The sequence below is a fragment of the Salinimicrobium soli genome (genome assembly GCF_048323655.1).
GTDB lineage: Bacteria > Bacteroidota > Bacteroidia > Flavobacteriales > Flavobacteriaceae > Salinimicrobium > Salinimicrobium soli.
On the sequence record NZ_JBLUWW010000001.1, the window covers coordinates 540,340 to 557,926 of the forward strand.

Annotated in this window: 19 protein-coding genes; all 19 read left to right on the forward strand. The window is 42.2% G+C overall.

The annotated features are described in order from the left end of the window. The first annotated feature begins 75 nt into the window (after positions 1-75). The 19 genes from ACNORC_RS02560 to lolB1 all read left to right on the forward strand — a co-directional run bounded on the left by ACNORC_RS02560 (position 76) and on the right by lolB1 (position 17,582). On the forward strand, positions 76-1,560 hold the full coding sequence (locus ACNORC_RS02560; protein WP_418334020.1) for a DUF5687 family protein: 1,485 nt from the start codon (positions 76-78) through the stop codon (positions 1,558-1,560). A gap of 15 nt (positions 1,561-1,575) precedes the next feature. Then, positions 1,576-2,286, forward strand: a complete 711-nt coding sequence (locus ACNORC_RS02565) for an ABC transporter ATP-binding protein (protein WP_418334021.1) — start codon at positions 1,576-1,578, stop codon at positions 2,284-2,286. 27 nt (positions 2,287-2,313) lie between these two features. After that, positions 2,314-2,751 (forward strand): energy transducer TonB, encoded by a 438-nt coding sequence (locus ACNORC_RS02570; protein WP_418334022.1) that lies wholly within the window; start codon positions 2,314-2,316, stop codon positions 2,749-2,751. A gap of 203 nt (positions 2,752-2,954) precedes the next feature. Next, the gene (gene porW, locus ACNORC_RS02575; RefSeq protein WP_418334023.1) at positions 2,955-5,462 is read left to right on the forward strand and encodes a type IX secretion system periplasmic lipoprotein PorW/SprE; all 2,508 of its coding nucleotides are present in this window, start codon (positions 2,955-2,957) and stop codon (positions 5,460-5,462) included. After that, on the forward strand, positions 5,462-5,875 hold the full coding sequence (locus ACNORC_RS02580) for a bactofilin family protein (protein ID WP_386779904.1): 414 nt from the start codon (positions 5,462-5,464) through the stop codon (positions 5,873-5,875). Before porW ends, ACNORC_RS02580 begins: the two co-directional genes overlap by 1 nt. Next, positions 5,832-6,065, forward strand: coding sequence for an AtpZ/AtpI family protein (locus ACNORC_RS02585; RefSeq protein ID WP_418334024.1), 234 nt, complete (start codon positions 5,832-5,834; stop codon positions 6,063-6,065). Before ACNORC_RS02580 ends, ACNORC_RS02585 begins: the two co-directional genes overlap by 44 nt. 6 nt (positions 6,066-6,071) lie before the next feature. After that, positions 6,072-6,464, forward strand: a complete 393-nt coding sequence (locus tag ACNORC_RS02590) for a DUF6168 family protein (protein ID WP_418334025.1) — start codon at positions 6,072-6,074, stop codon at positions 6,462-6,464. A gap of 106 nt (positions 6,465-6,570) precedes the next feature. Further along, on the forward strand, positions 6,571-7,752 hold the full coding sequence (atpB, locus tag ACNORC_RS02595) for a F0F1 ATP synthase subunit A (RefSeq protein ID WP_418334026.1): 1,182 nt from the start codon (positions 6,571-6,573) through the stop codon (positions 7,750-7,752). A 45-nt stretch (positions 7,753-7,797) separates the two neighbouring features. Then, on the forward strand, positions 7,798-7,995 hold the full coding sequence (gene atpE / locus ACNORC_RS02600; protein WP_418334027.1) for an ATP synthase F0 subunit C: 198 nt from the start codon (positions 7,798-7,800) through the stop codon (positions 7,993-7,995). Positions 7,996-8,079: 84 nt separating this feature from the next. Continuing rightward, complete coding sequence (locus ACNORC_RS02605; RefSeq protein ID WP_418334028.1) at positions 8,080-8,580, forward strand: F0F1 ATP synthase subunit B; 501 nt, start codon at positions 8,080-8,082, stop codon at positions 8,578-8,580. Positions 8,581-8,584: 4 nt separating this feature from the next. After that, positions 8,585-9,139 (forward strand): ATP synthase F1 subunit delta, encoded by a 555-nt coding sequence (gene atpH, locus ACNORC_RS02610; RefSeq protein WP_418334029.1) that lies wholly within the window; start codon positions 8,585-8,587, stop codon positions 9,137-9,139. A 43-nt stretch (positions 9,140-9,182) separates the two neighbouring features. Next, positions 9,183-10,763 (forward strand): F0F1 ATP synthase subunit alpha, encoded by a 1,581-nt coding sequence (gene atpA, locus ACNORC_RS02615; RefSeq protein WP_418334030.1) that lies wholly within the window; start codon positions 9,183-9,185, stop codon positions 10,761-10,763. A gap of 66 nt (positions 10,764-10,829) precedes the next feature. Then, positions 10,830-11,690 (forward strand): ATP synthase F1 subunit gamma, encoded by an 861-nt coding sequence (gene atpG / locus ACNORC_RS02620; protein ID WP_418334031.1) that lies wholly within the window; start codon positions 10,830-10,832, stop codon positions 11,688-11,690. 128 nt (positions 11,691-11,818) lie between these two features. Next, a complete protein-coding gene (locus ACNORC_RS02625; protein ID WP_418334032.1) occupies positions 11,819-12,334 on the forward strand; it encodes a hypothetical protein in 516 nt (171 codons plus the stop codon). 46 nt (positions 12,335-12,380) lie between these two features. Beyond that, positions 12,381-13,835: an oligosaccharide flippase family protein gene (locus tag ACNORC_RS02630; protein ID WP_418334033.1), complete on the forward strand. Its 1,455-nt coding sequence runs from the start codon at positions 12,381-12,383 to the stop codon at positions 13,833-13,835. 30 nt (positions 13,836-13,865) lie between these two features. Beyond that, positions 13,866-14,300, forward strand: coding sequence for a dUTP diphosphatase (gene dut / locus ACNORC_RS02635; protein ID WP_418334034.1), 435 nt, complete (start codon positions 13,866-13,868; stop codon positions 14,298-14,300). Between the two features lie 99 nt (positions 14,301-14,399). Further along, a complete protein-coding gene (locus ACNORC_RS02640; protein WP_418334036.1) occupies positions 14,400-15,410 on the forward strand; it encodes a sugar phosphate nucleotidyltransferase in 1,011 nt (336 codons plus the stop codon). An 18-nt stretch (positions 15,411-15,428) separates the two neighbouring features. Then, positions 15,429-16,796, forward strand: a complete 1,368-nt coding sequence (locus ACNORC_RS02645) for a tetratricopeptide repeat protein (protein WP_418334037.1) — start codon at positions 15,429-15,431, stop codon at positions 16,794-16,796. 6 nt (positions 16,797-16,802) lie between these two features. Continuing rightward, complete coding sequence (gene lolB1, locus ACNORC_RS02650) at positions 16,803-17,582, forward strand: lipoprotein insertase outer membrane protein LolB1 (protein ID WP_418334038.1); 780 nt, start codon at positions 16,803-16,805, stop codon at positions 17,580-17,582. Positions 17,583-17,587 lie beyond the last annotated feature (5 nt).

Below are 17,587 nucleotides of genomic sequence, written 5' to 3' on the forward strand. Positions count from 1 at the left end.
CAAAAGTACAAAGTATGAGACGTAAATTCTGTAACAAAATTGTAAATTTCCACACTAGTACACTAAACAGAAAGCATGTTTGAGCATTTTATTTCATTGCAGTGGAAGGCCTTTCTCCGTTCTTCTAGTTTTGGGAAAAGCCTGGGGCTGAAAATCTTAATGGCCTTTGTGGCACTCTACTTTTCAGTTGTTTTTCTCTCTCTTGGATTTGCTCTTTACCCCATACTGAAAAAAATGCTTCCGGAAGCTGATCCTATCCAGGTGGTGAACAGCGGAATTCTCCTCTGGTTTGCTGCGGAACTTGTCATACGTTTCATGTTGCAAACCCTGCCGGTGTTGAACATAAAGCCGTTGCTTACAGCACCCATTCCGAAGAAAAAAGTGGTAAACTATGTGCTCGTAAAATCCCTTTTTTCATTCTTTAATTTTCTTCCGCTTCTTATAATAATTCCTTTTGGGCTGTTTTACTGGAATGAGGAAGGGGTCTCATTTCTTCCCATTTTTGGATGGATGGTTGCCGTTTATGCCCTGGACCTGTCTATAAATTATGCAAATTTCCTCCTGAAAAAGAAGTTTGCCGACAACCTGATAGCTCTCATTCCTTACGTAATTGTTGCTGTCGCTTTAGCGGTGCTTCAGTATCTCGAAATTTTTATCGTGACCGATGCTTTTGGAAGTTTGATGGATGCTGTAATTCAAAATCCTTTACTGGCTCTCGTACCCGTTCTTATTGCTTTAGGATTGTATCTATGGAATCAGAATATTCTTCTTAACAGGTTCTATCTTGATGATTCCCTGAAAGGAAAAGTCCAGGAAGCCAATACCCGCGACTTTCAGTGGGTGAGGAAATTCGGGGATATTGCCCCTTTTCTGCAACTGGACCTGAAACTTATTTGGCGGAATAAAAGACCCAAAACAACCATTTTTCTTTCGATCATAATAATGGGCTACGGACTCATATTCTATCCGCAGGAGACGTATCAAAGCATGCCGGCCATCTATGTGTTCATCGGGATCTTTATGACAGGGATCTTCATGATCAATTTTGGGCAGTTCATTCCCGCCTGGGATGCATCGTACTATTCAATGATCATGTCTCAGAACATTCCGCTGAAGAAATACCTCGCTTCGAAAGCCGGATTAATGACCTTCAGCATAATTGTTTTGGCAATATTAACTACACCATACGTTTATTTTGGGTGGAAGATCCTCATCGTCAACCTGGCCTGTGCTGTATATAATGTGGGCGTGAATGTTCCCGTGTTACTTTTTGCGGGTTCCTTCAACCGGAAAAGGATCGAACTCGAAAAAAGCCCTTTTATGAACTACCAGGGCACCGGCGCAACCCAGTGGATCATTGGTCTACCTTTAATGCTCATTCCAATTTTGATCTTCTGGCTATGCAACAAATTCTTTTCTTTTGAAACCGGGGTGGGTGTCCTGGTGGGACTTGGATTTGTGGGCATTGTGATGAGAAATTGGTTGATGGACCAGATAGGGGAGGCCTATAGAAATAGTAAGTATGCCATGATACAGGGTTTTAAACAGACCGGCGATTAATAAAAGACACTAAAAATGATAACAGTAACCAATCTTTCAAAAGTTTATAACGGCACAAGCGTTCTCAATATTCCTCACCTGGAAATTCCACGAGGGCAAAGCTTTGGCCTGGTGGGTAATAATGGCGCGGGAAAAACCACATTTTTCAGTCTTTTATTGGACCTTATTCAGCCAACTACCGGAAATGTTTTCAATAACGATATCACCGTTAGTCAGAGTGAAGAATGGAAACCATTCACCTCGTCATTTATTGATGAAAGTTTTTTGATAGGGTACCTGACTCCCGAAGAATACTTCAACTTCATAGGTGATCTTCGCGGACAAAACAAAGCTGATATTGCTGCCTTTCTTCAGTATTTTGAAGATTTCTTTAACGGGGAGATACTCGGAAGAAAAAAATATTTGCGTGATCTCTCCAAAGGGAATCAGAAGAAGGTGGGAATTGTAGCGGCGCTTATTGGAAAACCTGAAGTGATCATTCTTGATGAACCTTTCGCCAACCTCGATCCCACTACGCAGATCAGATTAAAAACGCTGATAAAAGATCTTTCTGAAAATTCAGAAGTTACCATTCTTATTTCCAGTCACGATCTTATTCACGTGACCGAGGTTTGTGAAAGGATTATGGTGCTGGACAAAGGTGAGGTCGTTAATGATATTAAGACCTCTGAAGCCACTCTTAAGGAACTGGAGCAGTATTTTGCAGGCGAGCATGTGAGCCAGTAAATACTAACCTTTTAAAAACCTGTTTTTATGAATAAATTTCTTTTCCTGTTTTTCATTTTTGTCATTTCCGTTAATGGGTTCGCTCAGGAAAAGGAGATAGATCCTCCACAAATAATTTCTTTTGATCAGGTTGAGCAGCCTCCCTTATCCAAACGTTGTAAACCAAAAGGATCTGCTCAAAAGCAAAGAGATTGCACTTCCAGTTACATCAATAACTATGTCAACAGGAATTTTGATCTGAATATGGCTTCTAAACTTGTAAAGGGACTTGTGAAATTAGAAGCCCGATTTGTCATTGATAAAGAAGGAAGGGTGAAAGATGTTTCTGCAAGCGGTGGACCTAAGAAAATAAATGAACATCTGGAGGAAGTATTAGCTTCTCTAAGAGACTTTAAACCGGGCCGGGAGAATGGAATTCCGGTGGAAGTTAGCTATTGGGTCCCGGTAACTTTCATGACGAGGTAAGGTCAAACTCCATTCCCCGAAAATATCTCCTGAAATCCCTTTTTTGAGGTGCTTCTTAGCACTACTTCCTCATAGCTGCTGATTCCACTCAAAAGGTGGAAAAAAATCCCTATTTTTACTTCTCACAATAATAAATCCGGCTAACTAAAGTTAATCCTAAACACCAAGTACCTGTTGATTTGAAAGCTCTTAAAAAAGGATTTTTGCTACTGCTTCTGGCTGCATGTGTAATTGGCTGCTCAAGGAAAAAGAACACCTTTATCAGCCGTAACTGGCATGCCGTTACTGCGGAATACAACACCCTCTTCAACGGGAATATGGCGCTGGAATTAGGCAAAGAAGAGCTCAACCAGACTTACCGCGATAATTACTGGGATATTTTACCGGTTGAGCGAATGCAGGTGAGTGAAACCGTACTCGCACCGGGAACCAGTATAAATCCGAATTTTGAAGTTGCCGAAGAAAAGGCTGTAAAAGCCATTCAGCGGCATTCAATGTTGCTCGATGGATCAGAAAAGAATCCGCAGATAGATGAGGCATATCTGCTGCTGGGAAAAGCCCGCTATTACGATCAGCGCTTTGTACCTGCTCTAGAAGCTTTCAATTATATTCTACACAAATATCCACTCAGCAATACTATCAACGAGGCCAAGATTTGGCGTGAAAAAAGCAATATCAGGTTAGAATTCAACGAGCTTGCCATTAAGAACCTGAAAAAGATGCTCAAAAATGAGAAGCTGGAGAAGGAAAATCGTGCGAATGCCAACGCCATGCTAGCAGAAGCCTACCTGAACATTGGCGCCCGGGACAGTGCGGTCGCACCTCTTAAAAAGGCCGCCAAACTTACCGACAACAAAGACGAAGAAGGCCGATACTGGTTTATTACAGGCCAGCTTTATGATCGGTTAGAGCAGAGAGACAGCTCCAATTACGCATACTCACAGGTTATAGATCTCAACCGAAAAATTCCGCGGATCTACCTGGTCAACGCTAAGATCGCGCAAATTCGAAATACAGATCTTTCTCCCGAAAAAAAGGCGGTGGTGCTGGAGCAGTTACTCGACCTTTCCGGAGATCGGGAAAACAGGCCTTACCTGGACCAGATATACTTTGAACTGGCAGAATTTCATTACCAGCAGGATTCTATCAACCTGGCAATGGATTATTATAATCGCTCTCTGGCTTCACCTTCAGAAAATGCCTATTTGCAGTCCCTTGATTACGAGTCTCTGGGGAATATAAATTTTGATGCGGCCAATTACGAGATTGCCGGCGCTTACTATGACAGTACCCTGCAGAAACTTGCTCAAAACACGCGGGAATACAGGCTGATAAAGAAAAAGAGAGACAATCTGGGAGACGTGATCTACTACGAAAATCTCTCGCGTGAGCTGGACAGCGTCCTGATAATAGCAAAGCTTCCGGAAGAAGAGCAAAGGGAATTCTTTACCGCTTATACGGCCGAATTAAGAGAAAGAATGGAGTCTGAAGCAGGAAAAGAAGAGCAGGCACAGAATGCACAGAACTACTTCGAGACCAAACGAACCGGCTTGCCCGGAGTACCTACACCGGGAAATACCTTCTATTTCTACAATCCCACCACAGTTGCTTATGGGAAGCAGGAATTCTTCAGACTGTGGGGAAACCGTGAACTGGCAGATAATTGGCGCACGGGTTCAAGAATGGCAGCTACAGCAGGTCTTGACTCCATTGGCAGGAATGAACTCGCAGAGAATGATCCACGCTTAGATCCTGAGACCTACTTAAAACGTATTCCGAAGGATCCGGCATTGTTGGACAGCCTGGTACAGGAGCGAAATTTTGCTAATTACCAACTTGGGCTCATCTATAGGGAAAAGTTTAAAGAAAACGGCCTGGCTGCAGAAAAACTGGAGTCGGTTTTAGCTAATGATCCCGAAGAACGACTGGTCATTCCTTCTATGTATAATCTTTACAAGACATATATCGAGCTGGGCGAACTGGCAAAAGCTCAAAGTCTTAAAAATGACATAATTTTCCGGTTTCCCGATTCCCGTTATGCGGCCATACTTCAGGATCCAAAAAGTCTTTTACAGGACGAAAATAATCCGACAGCCCTCTATGAGGAAGTGTATCAGTTATATGAAGATCAACAGTATGCTGAGGTGATCGAAAGAGCCGGTGGCTTGGCTTCGGAATTCGCGGGAGACGAGATCGTTCCGAAGTTGGAATTATTGAAAGCCATGGCCCAGGGAAGATTGCTCGGTGTTGAAAGTTATAAGGAAGGACTTAATTATGTGGCACTGAATTACCCACAGTCCCTCGAAGGAATAAAGGCGCAGGAGATTTTACAGACTGCTCTGCCAACTATAGCTAACCCGGTATTCAAAAATGACTCTTTGGCCTCTTCTTTTAAATTAGTTTTCCCTTTTGAAATAACAGAGAAGAGCAAGGCTGAGGAATTAAAGAAGATTATAACAAATAGCCTTGAAAAACTGAATTATTCTGAAATAAAAGCTTCTGTAGATGTCTACGGGCCTCAACAAATTTTTGTTGTGGTGCACAATTTCAGGTCTCCTGAGAATGCTTTGGGTTATGCTGAGCTTCTGGAAAAGAGCAAGGAGAACAAGGTTACCAGAAAATCTTTTTATATTTCGGCCGAGAACTATAGGATCGCCCAGATCCATAAAAATATTGATACCTACTTAGAAACCCTAAATCCCCCCCAGTAATGTTTACACAAGAGAAAAAGGCAACTGCAGAATTGAGCAAAGAACAGAATAAGATATCCCAGGGAACCACCATTACAGGTGACATTGAAGCTCTGGGATGTTTTAGAATAGATGGAACTGTAGAAGGTTCTGTGAAAACTCCGGGAAAAGTTGTTATTGGCAAAGACGGCTGCATTAAAGGAGACCTGGAATGTGAAAATGCCGACATAGAAGGAAAGTTCTTTGGGACATTAAAAATTTCCGGAATTCTTAGTCTGCGTAGTACCGCCTTCATTGAAGGAGAGGCCAATGTGGTAAAACTGGCTGTTGAGCCGGGTGCTACATTCAACGCGACCTGTACTATGCGAGGCGCCATGAAAGCAATAAATAATGAAAAAGGAGAACGAGGATCCAAACAAGAGAAATCAGCTTAGAAATTGGGCGATTTTTACCGGGATTGCCTTTCAAATGGGTGCAACTATATTTATTTGCGCCTGGATTGGTAAAAAACTGGATGAGCGTTATCCCTCAAACAAGAACTGGTTCACCATTGGTTTTGTCCTGTTTGGGATAGTAGCCTCGGTCTATGTGGTCCTTAAACAGTTGAAGCGCTACAACGAATAACATTTGATGTTAAAAAATCTTTTAAAGTTTTCCGCCTTATTAATTATGGTGGCCGGAGCCGGCTATGCCATTCATTATTGGGTATTCACCCGGTTTTTTGAAGATCAGCCGGTAGGGATCATTAATCTGGCCTATAGGTTTAACATTGGGATCACCTTGCTTTTTACCACTACTATAATAGCCGTAAGTGAACGGCTTAAAGAACAATTGGGGTTTATTTTTCTGGGGGGTGCTTTTGTCAAACTTGGTATCTTTCTCTTCATTATCAAAACTTCAGAATATACCATTGATAAATCTGTTTTTCTGCATTTTTTTATTCCATATTTGATTTGTGTGGTGCTTGAAATTGTATGGGTGATCAAGATCCTGAACAAGGCTAACTTTAAACAAGACAGCTAATTACGGGCGTTACGGGCGGAAAAAACAATTCCATTATAAGGGGTATGTTTTTTTATTTAATTATGTACATTTGCACCCAAATTAAAGGACTGTAATTTACCTGGAAATGCAAAAGGAAACCGTTGCGAAATTTTTATTAGCCTGTCTTTTTATGTTTGTGTCAATAAATGCGCAGGCATTTTCTGATCAGGAAGAAGGTCATGCACAAGATGCTCACGAACAGGAAGTACACACTCAGGAAGCTCACGCCGAATCTGGTGGAGATGCCAAAGTGAACACCCGTGAAGAAGTGCAGGAATATATTGACCACCACCTTAAAGATTCACATTACGTTACTTTCTATTCTGATGCTGAAGAAGGCACTCACGCCGGTTTTCCGCTTCCTGTTATCCTTTGGGATAATGGCCTGAAGATATTTTCTGCTGGGAAATTCCACCATGGAGAAGATGTAGCTGAAGTTGATGGAAATTATTACCGACTTTACCATTCCAAGATATACAAAACTAACGCTGAAGGAGAGATCTTCTACGGCGATGAGCATCATGCGAATGCAGAGCATCAGTTCCCCACCAATGAGCGTCCACTGGACCTTTCATTGACTAAGAACGTGATCACCATGATCCTTGTAGCTGTATTGATGTTCTTCCTTTTCAGCTCACTTGCAAAATCATATAGAAAGAACAGCATTCCGAGGAAATTCGGACGTGTTCTTGAGCCCCTCATCATTTACGTTCGTGATGATATCGCTAAACCAAACATTGGTCCTAACTATAGAAAATACTCCAGCTTCCTGCTAACGGTATTCTTCTTTATCTGGATCCTGAACCTTCTGGGAATGACTCCGCTGGGAGTGAACGTTACCGGAAACATTGCGGTAACCTTTGCACTTGCTATGGTGACTTTCTTTATTGTGCAGTTCAGCGCCAATAAAGGATATTGGAAACACATTTTTTGGATGCCGGGTGTGCCATGGCCTATGAAGATCGTTCTTGCGCCAATCGAGGTGCTTGGGATGTTCACAAAGCCGTTCGCATTGATGATCCGACTTTTTGCGAACATGACCGCCGGTCACGTAGTGGTTATGACCCTTCTAGGTTTGATCGTTGTGTTCCAGAACTGGATCGCCGGACCTGCATTCTTCGGGTTTACCATTTTCATCTCTGTAATTGAGTTGCTGGTTGCTTTCCTTCAGGCCTATATCTTCACACTATTGAGTGCGCTTTACATAGGTATGGCGATCGAAGATCACGGGGAGCATCATGAAGATGAAGACATTCCGATTATATAATTTTTGAAGATAAATAAGAGTAAGTTTAATTTTTAATAAATAAGTATGGAAGCCTTAAATTTAGATTTGATTGGAGCTGGTTTAATTATTATTGGAGCTGGTATCGGTCTTGGTAAAATTGGTGGTGCTGCAATGGAAGGAATTGCACGTCAGCCAGAAGCAGCAGGAAAGATCCAAACTGCAATGATTATTATTGCCGCACTTTTAGAAGGTGTTGCTTTCGCTGCGCTTTTCGCAGTGTAATCAAAAAAGAACTCAAGCTTTGCAGCGGTTGGCTGCAAAGCTTGATTATTATTACAAATTAAACGATAGTTGAAATAAAAGAATATGGAAAAGTTAGTTAACGATTTTTCTTTTGGATTGTTTTTCTGGCAGATAATAGTCCTTGTAGTACTTATCTTGTTGCTTAAGAAGTTTGCGTGGAAACCAATTTTGGACGCGTTGAACGACAGAGAGCAGGGGATCCAGGACGCTCTTGATTCTGCTGAAAAGGCACGCAAAGAAATGCAGAACCTTCAGGCAGACAATGAGAACCTGATGAAGGAAGCTCGTATGGAGCGTGACAACATGATCAAAGAAGCTCGTGAGATCAAAGAGAAAATGATCAGCGAAGCCCGTGAAGAAGCTCAGAAAGAAGGAGAGAAAATGATCCTTCAGGCTAAGGCTACTATTCAGAATGAGAAAAATGCAGCTCTTGCAGATATTAAAAATCAGGTAGCAACCCTTTCTATGCAGATCGCTGAGAAAGTAGTTCGTGAGCAACTTTCCTCTGATGCCAAGCAGGAAAAGCTGGTAGAGGATATGCTTGATGACGTTACCTTAAACTAAGAATATGTACGGGAGCAAAGCAGCTTTACGATACGCAAAGGCAGTTATTAGCCTTGCAAAGGATAAGAATCAGACTAAAGAGGTCAATGAAGATATGACCCTTATAAGCAACACCATTGCCAGCAGTCATGAGCTTGAAGTGTTTCTTAAAAGTCCGGTTATCAAAGACAGCATCAAAAAAGATTCTCTTGAAGAGATCTTCAAGAATGTGAACGGGATTACTTCCAACCTGTTCGGTGTGCTGATCGAGAATAAAAGGATCGATATACTGGAGATGGTCGCTTCGAAGTACAAGCAATTGTATGACGAAATGAATAATGTACAGGTCGCAAAAGTGACCACGGCATTCCCGCTTACCCCGGCTCTTGAGTCTAAGATTCAAACTAAAGTTAGGGAGTTGACCGGGAACGAGGCTAAGATCCAGAACATCATTGATGAAAGTATCATTGGTGGATTCATTTTAAGAGTAGGTGACATTCAGTACAACGGAAGTGTGAATGCCCAACTCAACAACCTGAAAAGGGAATTTAAAAACAACACATACGTTTCAAAAATTTAATTAAAACAGTCACTTTTTGGGTGGCATTTTATTCTAAATAATTATGGCAGAAATAAATCCGGCTGAAGTATCAGCAATATTAAAAAAACAACTTTCCGGGTTCGAAGCTAAGGCTTCTTTGGACGAAGTTGGTACCGTTCTCAACGTAGGTGACGGTATTGCTAACGTTTACGGACTGGCTAACGCGCAGTACGGAGAGTTGGTTGAATTCGAAAGCGGATTGGAAGGAATTGTACTTAACCTTGAAGAAGACAATGTTGGGGTGGTACTTTTAGGTCCATACAAAGATGTGAAAGAAGGAGCAACTGTGAAAAGAACACAGCGTATTGCTTCTATCAATGTAGGTGAAGGAATTGTTGGTCGAGTGGTTGACACCCTTGGTGCCCCAATCGACGGAAAAGGTCCAATTGAAGGTGAGACTTTCCAGATGCCATTGGAACGTAAAGCTCCAGGAGTAATTTACCGTCAGCCGGTAACCGAGCCGCTTCAAACAGGTATTAAAGCTATCGATGCTATGGTGCCGATTGGACGTGGACAAAGGGAGTTGGTAATTGGTGACCGTCAGACTGGTAAGACAGCTGTGGTTATTGATACCATCCTTAACCAAAAGGAATTTTACGATGCAGGGGAACCTGTGTATTGTATATATGTGGCAATAGGGCAAAAGGCCTCTACTGTAGCCGGAATTGCAAAAACTCTTGAAGATAAAGGAGCTTTAGCATATACCACTATTGTTGCCGCAAACGCATCAGATCCTGCTCCTATGCAGGTGTATGCTCCTTTCGCAGGTGCTGCGATTGGTGAGTACTTCAGGGATACCGGTCGTCCTGCATTGATCGTTTATGATGATCTTTCAAAACAGGCGGTTGCTTACCGTGAGGTTTCTTTGCTTCTTCGTCGTCCACCGGGACGTGAGGCTTACCCAGGAGACGTTTTCTTCCTTCACTCAAGATTACTGGAGCGTGCTGCAAAAGTGATCGATGATGATAGTATCGCGAAGAACATGAACGACCTTCCGGATGTACTTAAAGATAAAGTAAAAGGTGGAGGTTCTTTAACAGCACTTCCGCTTATCGAAACTCAGGCAGGTGACGTTTCTGCGTATATCCCTACTAACGTAATTTCGATTACAGATGGTCAGATCTTCCTTACTTCAGACTTGTTCAACTCAGGGGTTCGTCCTGCAATTAACGTGGGTATTTCTGTATCTCGTGTAGGTGGTGCCGCTCAGATCAAATCAATGAAGAAGGTAGCTGGTACTTTGAAACTTGACCAGGCTCAGTTCCGTGAACTGGAAGCATTCGCCAAGTTTGGTTCAGATCTTGATCCTGCTACTCTTAGCGTAATTGAAAAAGGTAAGCGTAACGTGGAGATCCTTAAGCAGGCTCAAAACAATCCTTACCCTGTAGAAGAGCAGATCGCTATCATCTACGCCGGTTCTAAGAACCTGTTAAGAGATGTGCCTGTTGATAAAGTAAGAGAATTCGAGAAGGATTACCTTGAATACCTTAACGCAAAACACAGAGATATTCTGGACACGTTGAAAGCAGGTAAACTTACTGATGAAGTAACTGATACTTTGAACAAAGTTTCAAAAGAACTTTCAGCTAAATATAAAGCCTAAATTAAAGTTTGAGTTGAGTGTTGAGAAATATCTCACTACTCAATTCTCAAATCTCAATTCAATTAGATGGCCAATTTAAAAGAACTTAGAAGCAGAATTACATCGGTTTCCTCAACCATGCAGATCACCAGTGCCATGAAAATGGTATCTGCTGCCAAGTTGAGCAAAGCCCAGGATGCTATTACTGCAATGAGACCATATGCAGAAAAGCTGACCGAATTGCTGCAAAACCTGAGCGCCACTTTGAGCAGCGACCAGGGAAGTAAGTATGCTGAGCAGCGTGAGGTCAAAAACGTCCTGATTGTGGCTATTTCTTCAAACCGTGGTTTGGCAGGAGCTTTTAATACAAACATCATTAAAGGTGTAAAACAACTTGCTGCCGAGGATTTCAGCGGAAAGAATGTGGAGGTTATGACCCTTGGTAAAAAGGCTCATGATATCCTGAAAAAGACTTTCAGCGTTTATAGGAATAACAATGGGATCTATGACGATTTGAGTTTCGATAATTCTGCTGCAATTGCAGAAGATCTTATGGCGCAGTTCGTCAGTGGTAAATACGACAAGATCGTACTGGTGTACAACCAGTTCAAGAATGCTGCTACACAGATTGTCATGAAAGAGCAGTTTCTACCTATAGTTCCTGTTGAAAAGGATGAAGATGTGGTTTTAGATTACATTTTTGAGCCTTCTAAAGAGGAGATCGTAGAGGAATTGATCCCTAAATCTTTAAAAATGCAGGTTTTTAAGGCGCTTAGAGACTCTTTTGCTTCAGAACACGGTGCACGTATGACTGCCATGCATAAAGCGACCGATAACGCTACTGAACTGCGTGATTCACTTAAGTTGTCATACAACAAAGCACGACAGGCTTCTATTACCAATGAGATCCTTGAAATTGTTGGTGGTGCCGAGGCTTTGAATAAATAATAAATCGGAAAAACCTTCTGAAAATCATATTTTTGAGACCCCGTACTTCTACAGTACGGGGTTTTCTTTTTCTGAAAAATTGGGAATGGTACTGATTTTGTTTGATCAGAATTGTAAATTTCCTTCTTATGAAAAAGCTGTTGAAAATTTTCGCTTTTTTGCTGCTTCTGTTAAGCTTTACGTACTGCGCGAATGGCAGAAAGCTTCAGGAAGAGCCGCCAATTGATATCAAACAAGCCTATTATTCTACCTGGACAGGTGGCGTTAAAGGAGCGGCTTCAGGAATAACCTTTATTATCCCTACGGAAGGTGATGGGAAAGTGGTGTTGGACAGTGTCTACTTCCGCGGAAGAAAAGCAGCGCTTCAAAAAGAACCTACAGACTCCACTTTATATATTGCACAATTCAAGATCCCATCACGGGAAAATTACAGGGACAAAGTGATCATGCATGCAGATCCAAAAGAAGAATATGGCAATCCCACTCCCGAAATCCTTCCCGATATTCCGTTTGAATTAAAACCTGATGAAGCTGTAGTGCGTTATACGGACAATGGGCGGGCAAAATACTTCAAGATCAAAGGCATCAAAAAGAAAGATTCTACAGAGGTTCCAATAAAAAACCCGCAAAATATTCGGCATTAGGTTCACCTATAGTACATTTGTGAGGTAAAACTCAACCAAAATACGATTGGCCCTCCTTCAAAAGTTATTTAAACAGACTTTCATTTACGGTATTGCTACAGTGGTGCCCAAGATGCTATCCTTCTTGCTTATTCCTCTTTATACATACTATTTACCAACCGAAGGATTTGGAGAAGTAGCCATTGTATTTGCCTGGATAGCCGTTTTTAACGTGGTGCTGGCCTACGGAATGGAGACGAGCTTTTTTCGCTTTTTTCACCAGGAAAATTTCCGGAAAGAAGTTGTTGCCACTTCCTCCATTTCACTGATCATCTCTACCGGACTTTTCATGGCTCTCGGATTTATTCTGAAAGATGTGATTTCCGAAGCAACTGCCATTGCATCACATTACATAGTCTATGTATTGTTGATCCTTGGATTAGATGCCCTCGTGATCATTCCTTTTGCCTGGATACGGGCCACAGAACGCCCCAGGATATTTGCTATTATCAAGATCGGGAATGTAGCGGTCAATCTTGGTCTTAACTTGTTCTTCATAATATACCTGCCAAAACTGGCTACCAAAAATGGCATTTTTGAAGCCATTTATAAACCTGACTTTGAAATCGCGTATATTTTCATCTCCAACCTTATCGCCAGCGCATTGACTCTGTTGGTGATGTTGCCGTTCTATTTAAAGCTGAAATACCGTTTTAATCCGGAACTTTGGAAGAAGATGATAAGCTATGGCGCACCTATTCTTATTGCGGGGATTGGATTCGTAATAAATGAAGTGTTTGACAAGATCCTGTTGGGCAGGTTACTGCCTGAAGATATTGCGAAATCTGAAGTTGGAGCTTATTCGGCCTGCTATCGCCTGGCGCTGTTCATGACTCTTTTCGCAACGGCCTTTAGAATGGGCATCGAGCCGTTCTTCTTTAGCCATGCCAAGGAAAAGAATTCGGTGCAGACCTATGCGATGATCACAAAGTATTTTGTCATTTTTGGATCGGCAATCCTGATTGTCATAACTGTATTTTCAGATCTGCTTAAACTGTTGCTCATTCAGGATTCTTCATATTTCGAAGCGATGACCGTGGTACCTATGATCCTCATAGCAAATCTGTTTTTAGGGATCTACCACAACCTTTCGGTTTGGTATAAAGTAAGTGACCGCACCAGGTTCGCTGCCTATATTTCCATTTTTGGAGCAGTGGTGACATTGATCCTTAACTTCTGGCTAATTCCGTATTACAGCTATGTTGGATCGGCTATTGCAACTATGGCGGCTTATGGCAGTATGATGCTCTTATCTTTCTACTTCGGAAGAAAATATCACCCAATTCCCTACGACCTCAGTAGAATTGGCAGCTACCTCCTTCTTTCCATCGGTTTCTCGGTGGTGTACTTCTATGTTTTTAGAAATAATTATTACCTCGGAAGTATATTAATTCTTATCTTTTTTGCCCTTATTTATTACGGTGAAAAGGACCAGTTAAAACAACTTTTGAGGAGGGCATAATTTCCTTTTCAGAAGAAAAAAACGAAAAAGATGAACGTAAAAATAATCAACAAATCTCAACACGAATTGCCTGCGTACGAAACCGGTTCCTCTGCCGGAATGGATCTGCGGGCGAATATCCAGGAACCTGTAAAATTGAAGCCGCTGGAAAGAGCGATCATTAAAACAGGTCTTTTCATAGAGCTTCCGGTTGGCTATGAAGCCCAGGTGCGTCCCCGAAGTGGACTGGCAGCCAAAAAAGGTATTACAGTACTGAATTCTCCGGGCACTATTGATGCCGACTACCGCGGAGAAATAGGAGTGATACTGGTGAACCTTTCTAACGAAGAATTCACCGTGGAGAACGGCGAACGCGTGGCTCAGCTGGTGATCTCCCGTCATGAACACATCTTTTGGAAAGAAGTGGAAGTACTGGAGGAAACCTCCCGTGGAGAAGGCGGCTTCGGAAGTACCGGCACAAAGTAACAACGATCAATATCCAATGATCAATTAACACTCTAAAAAATTAAAGAATTGAGTTAGAAGTTTTCTCAATTCTCAATACTAAATACTCAAAACTAAAAGATGAAAATTATAGTACCTATGGCTGGTCGTGGTTCACGACTTCGCCCACATACCCTTACAGTTCCTAAACCCCTCATACCCATAGCCGGGAAACCTATTGTACACCGCTTGGTAGAAGATATCGCCAAAGTGTTGGATGAAAAGGTCGATGAGATCGCTTTTATCATTGGAGAGGACTTCGGAGAAAAGGTGGAAACCGACCTGAAGAATATCGCTAAGGCATTAGGCGCAAAAGGAACCATTTATTACCAGGATAAACCTCTCGGAACCGGTCACGCAATAATGTGCGCCAAAGATTCGCTGGAAGGTCCCGCTGTGATCGCTTATGCCGATACACTTTTTAAAGCCGATTTTACGTTAGATAAAGAAGCCGATGGGGTGATATGGGTAAAACAGGTGAAAAACCCTTCAGCTTACGGCGTAGTGCAGCTGAATGAAAAGAATCAGATAGTTGACCTGGTGGAAAAGCCAGAGGAGTTCGTTTCTGATCTTGCCGTGATCGGGATCTACTATTTCAAAGATGTTGCCGTCTTGAAGAATGAACTTCAGGGAGTGCTGGATAACAACATTATTCGTGGCGGAGAATACCAGATCAACGATGGGATAGAGGCCATGAAACGAAAGGGAATGATCTTTGTACCTGGAAAGGTGGACGAGTGGATGGACTGCGGGAATAAGAACGTGACCGTGGAGACAAACACTAGAATGCTGAACTTCCTTCAGGAGGACGGTGAAAAACTGATCGCTGATGACCTGAAAATGGAAAATTCGGAGATCATTGAACCATGTTACATAGGGGAAAATGTGGTGCTGAAAAATGCCAAAATTGGACCGAATGTTTCCGTAGGGAATGGATGTAAGATCAGCGACTCCACGATAGAGGATAGCCTGATCCAGACTTTCGCTGAAGTCACCAATGCCAAATTGAAAAATGCGATGATCGGTAACTTTGCGAAATTCAATGGTGAGTTTACTGAGATCAGCATTGGGGATTATTCTGTATTAGAGTAAAAATAAAGTGTTCTAAAAATGAGGAAAAACAGGGTATATTCCATTTGCCTGGCAGGTTTGCTGCTTTGTGGTACTGCTGTTTTTCCGCAGGAACGGGAAAAACTCGTTGTTGAGGCTTCCGAAGATAATTTGGGAAATGTAGAGGATGAGTTTCAGGAATTGTTTTTTGAAGCTCTGAAGCAAAAGGCCATTGAAAATTATGAAAAGGCTATTAATGCCCTGGAAAAGGCTTTAAAGATCGCTCCCGATCAAAAGGTGGTTTACCTAGAGCTTGGAAAGAACTTCAATGCGCTTGAAAAGTTTCCGCAGGCTGCATCATACCTCGAAAAAGGCAGAAAAGCAGCTCCAAAGAATCAACCCATTCTTGAGGAACTGTACAATACTTATTTCCGGAGTAGGGATTATGAAAAGGCACTGCCGGTAGTAAGGGAACTGGTGGTTCTGGACGGCTCTTATTCCGAAGATCTTGCAAACCTCCTTATTCTGAACGAGAAATTCGATGAGGCTCTGAGTCTGCTGGATTCTCTGGATAAGAAAAAGGGCTCAAGTACTTACAGGGAAACCCTGCGCAGGCAGATCTATTCACGAACCGACAATGTGGAGGCGCAAATAAATGATCTGCAGGAGCACATAGCAGCAGATCCTGAGAATGAACAGGATTACCTGAACCTGATTTTTGTGTACAGCGAGAACGGAGAAACGGGGAAGGCTTTTGAAACCGCGCAAAAACTGCTGGAGGTAAATCCTTCTTCGGAACTGGTGCACCTGGCCCTTTACAAATTCTATATTACTGAAAATGCTTCGGAAAAAGCAGTAGCTTCCATGAAGATCCTGCTGGGGAGTGATCAGATCGACGAGATTACGAAATACCAGGCGCTGAATGATTTTCTGCTGTATGTTGCCGAGAATTCTGAGCTTGAAGATGAACTTGTGGAACTGGTTTCCGTTTTTTCTGAAGAGGAGAACAATACGAAAGTCTATAAGCAGCTGGGAACTTTTTTCCTCGAAAAAGGGAAAACCGGAGCGGCTCTTGATTATTTCCTAACCGCGCTTGAAAATGAGAAAGGAGATTTCGGTCTGTATAAACAGATCCTTCTTTTGCAGGAGCAGGCTGGTAATTTTTCGGAAGTAGAAAAGATAAGTTCTAATGCACTCGAGATATTTCCGTCACAGCCCTGGCTTTATCTTGTGAATGGAAAAGCGTTGAACGAATTGTCCAAACCTAAAGACGCTCTGGAGATATTATCTGCCGGACTTGATTTTTTAATTGATAATACCGCCCTGGAAAAGGAATTTTACCTTCAAATGGCCAGGGCACATGAGGCTTTGAACCAGCCTCAAAAAGCTGCGGAATACCAAACCAAAGCTGCCAACTTAAAAACTTAAATTTTGATGAACAGACGCTCCCCAATATTCTTACTTCTTTTATTCTCTTTAATCCTTACATCCTGTGGATCCCGAAAGGCTAAAATGGGAGGTACTCCTGCCGAAGATGCAGCGGTAACTTCTGTAGTGGATAAGCACTACACAAAAGCCATTGATTTTAATACACTTCAGGGTCGGCTTGGGATAGATTATCAAACCGAAGACAGAAGTCAGAGTGTGACGGTCACTTTTCGCATGAAAAAGGATGACACCATCTGGATGAGCGGCCAACTTTTAGGGATACCACTTGCCAAAGTAATGATCACTCCCAATTCGGTCCAGTACTATGAGAAGATCACCAAGACCTATTTTGACGGTGATTTCCGGTTGTTGAGCCATTGGCTGGGAACACCGCTGGATTTTCAGAAAGTACAGAATTTACTTCTGGGTCAAACTATCTATGACCTTCGAAAGGAGCGATATAAGCTTACCGAATCTGTTAGAGGTTACCAGCTGGAGCCGGCAGACCCCGGTTTTCTTAAGAAGCTCTTTCTATTGGATGCTGCCAATTATAAAGCCCTGGCGCAACAAATTGGCCAGAAAGTAGAAAACAGAAGCGTAACAGTCACCTATCCCGAATATCAAAAGGTAAGTGGAAGAGTTATTCCACAGTCTATAAAGATCCTTGCGAACGATGGTGCTGAAAGCACCAGGATCGATATGCAGTTCCGGTCCCTGGAATTCGATGTTCCGGTATCTTTTCCCTTTTCAATACCTTCGGGATATGAAGAAATTTCTATAAAATGAGAAAA

What these genes read in the sequence shown, in the direction of transcription:
- ACNORC_RS02605 (WP_418334028.1), top strand. Translation starts at nt 8,080, where the DNA reads ATGGAAAAGTTAGTTAACGATTTTTCTTTTGGATTGTTTTTCTGGCAG.
- ACNORC_RS02560 (WP_418334020.1), top strand. Translation starts at nt 76, where the DNA reads ATGTTTGAGCATTTTATTTCATTGCAGTGGAAGGCCTTTCTCCGTTCT.
- atpB (WP_418334026.1), top strand. Translation starts at nt 6,571, where the DNA reads ATGCAAAAGGAAACCGTTGCGAAATTTTTATTAGCCTGTCTTTTTATG.
- ACNORC_RS02580 (WP_386779904.1), top strand. Translation starts at nt 5,462, where the DNA reads ATGTTTACACAAGAGAAAAAGGCAACTGCAGAATTGAGCAAAGAACAG.
- ACNORC_RS02585 (WP_418334024.1), top strand. Translation starts at nt 5,832, where the DNA reads ATGAAAAAGGAGAACGAGGATCCAAACAAGAGAAATCAGCTTAGAAAT.
- ACNORC_RS02565 (WP_418334021.1), top strand. Translation starts at nt 1,576, where the DNA reads ATGATAACAGTAACCAATCTTTCAAAAGTTTATAACGGCACAAGCGTT.
- atpA (WP_418334030.1), top strand. Translation starts at nt 9,183, where the DNA reads ATGGCAGAAATAAATCCGGCTGAAGTATCAGCAATATTAAAAAAACAA.
- atpH (WP_418334029.1), top strand. Translation starts at nt 8,585, where the DNA reads ATGTACGGGAGCAAAGCAGCTTTACGATACGCAAAGGCAGTTATTAGC.
- lolB1 (WP_418334038.1), top strand. Translation starts at nt 16,803, where the DNA reads ATGAACAGACGCTCCCCAATATTCTTACTTCTTTTATTCTCTTTAATC.
- dut (WP_418334034.1), top strand. Translation starts at nt 13,866, where the DNA reads ATGAACGTAAAAATAATCAACAAATCTCAACACGAATTGCCTGCGTAC.
- ACNORC_RS02645 (WP_418334037.1), top strand. Translation starts at nt 15,429, where the DNA reads ATGAGGAAAAACAGGGTATATTCCATTTGCCTGGCAGGTTTGCTGCTT.
- ACNORC_RS02590 (WP_418334025.1), top strand. Translation starts at nt 6,072, where the DNA reads ATGTTAAAAAATCTTTTAAAGTTTTCCGCCTTATTAATTATGGTGGCC.
- ACNORC_RS02570 (WP_418334022.1), top strand. Translation starts at nt 2,314, where the DNA reads ATGAATAAATTTCTTTTCCTGTTTTTCATTTTTGTCATTTCCGTTAAT.
- ACNORC_RS02625 (WP_418334032.1), top strand. Translation starts at nt 11,819, where the DNA reads ATGAAAAAGCTGTTGAAAATTTTCGCTTTTTTGCTGCTTCTGTTAAGC.
- atpG (WP_418334031.1), top strand. Translation starts at nt 10,830, where the DNA reads ATGGCCAATTTAAAAGAACTTAGAAGCAGAATTACATCGGTTTCCTCA.
- ACNORC_RS02640 (WP_418334036.1), top strand. Translation starts at nt 14,400, where the DNA reads ATGAAAATTATAGTACCTATGGCTGGTCGTGGTTCACGACTTCGCCCA.
- atpE (WP_418334027.1), top strand. Translation starts at nt 7,798, where the DNA reads ATGGAAGCCTTAAATTTAGATTTGATTGGAGCTGGTTTAATTATTATT.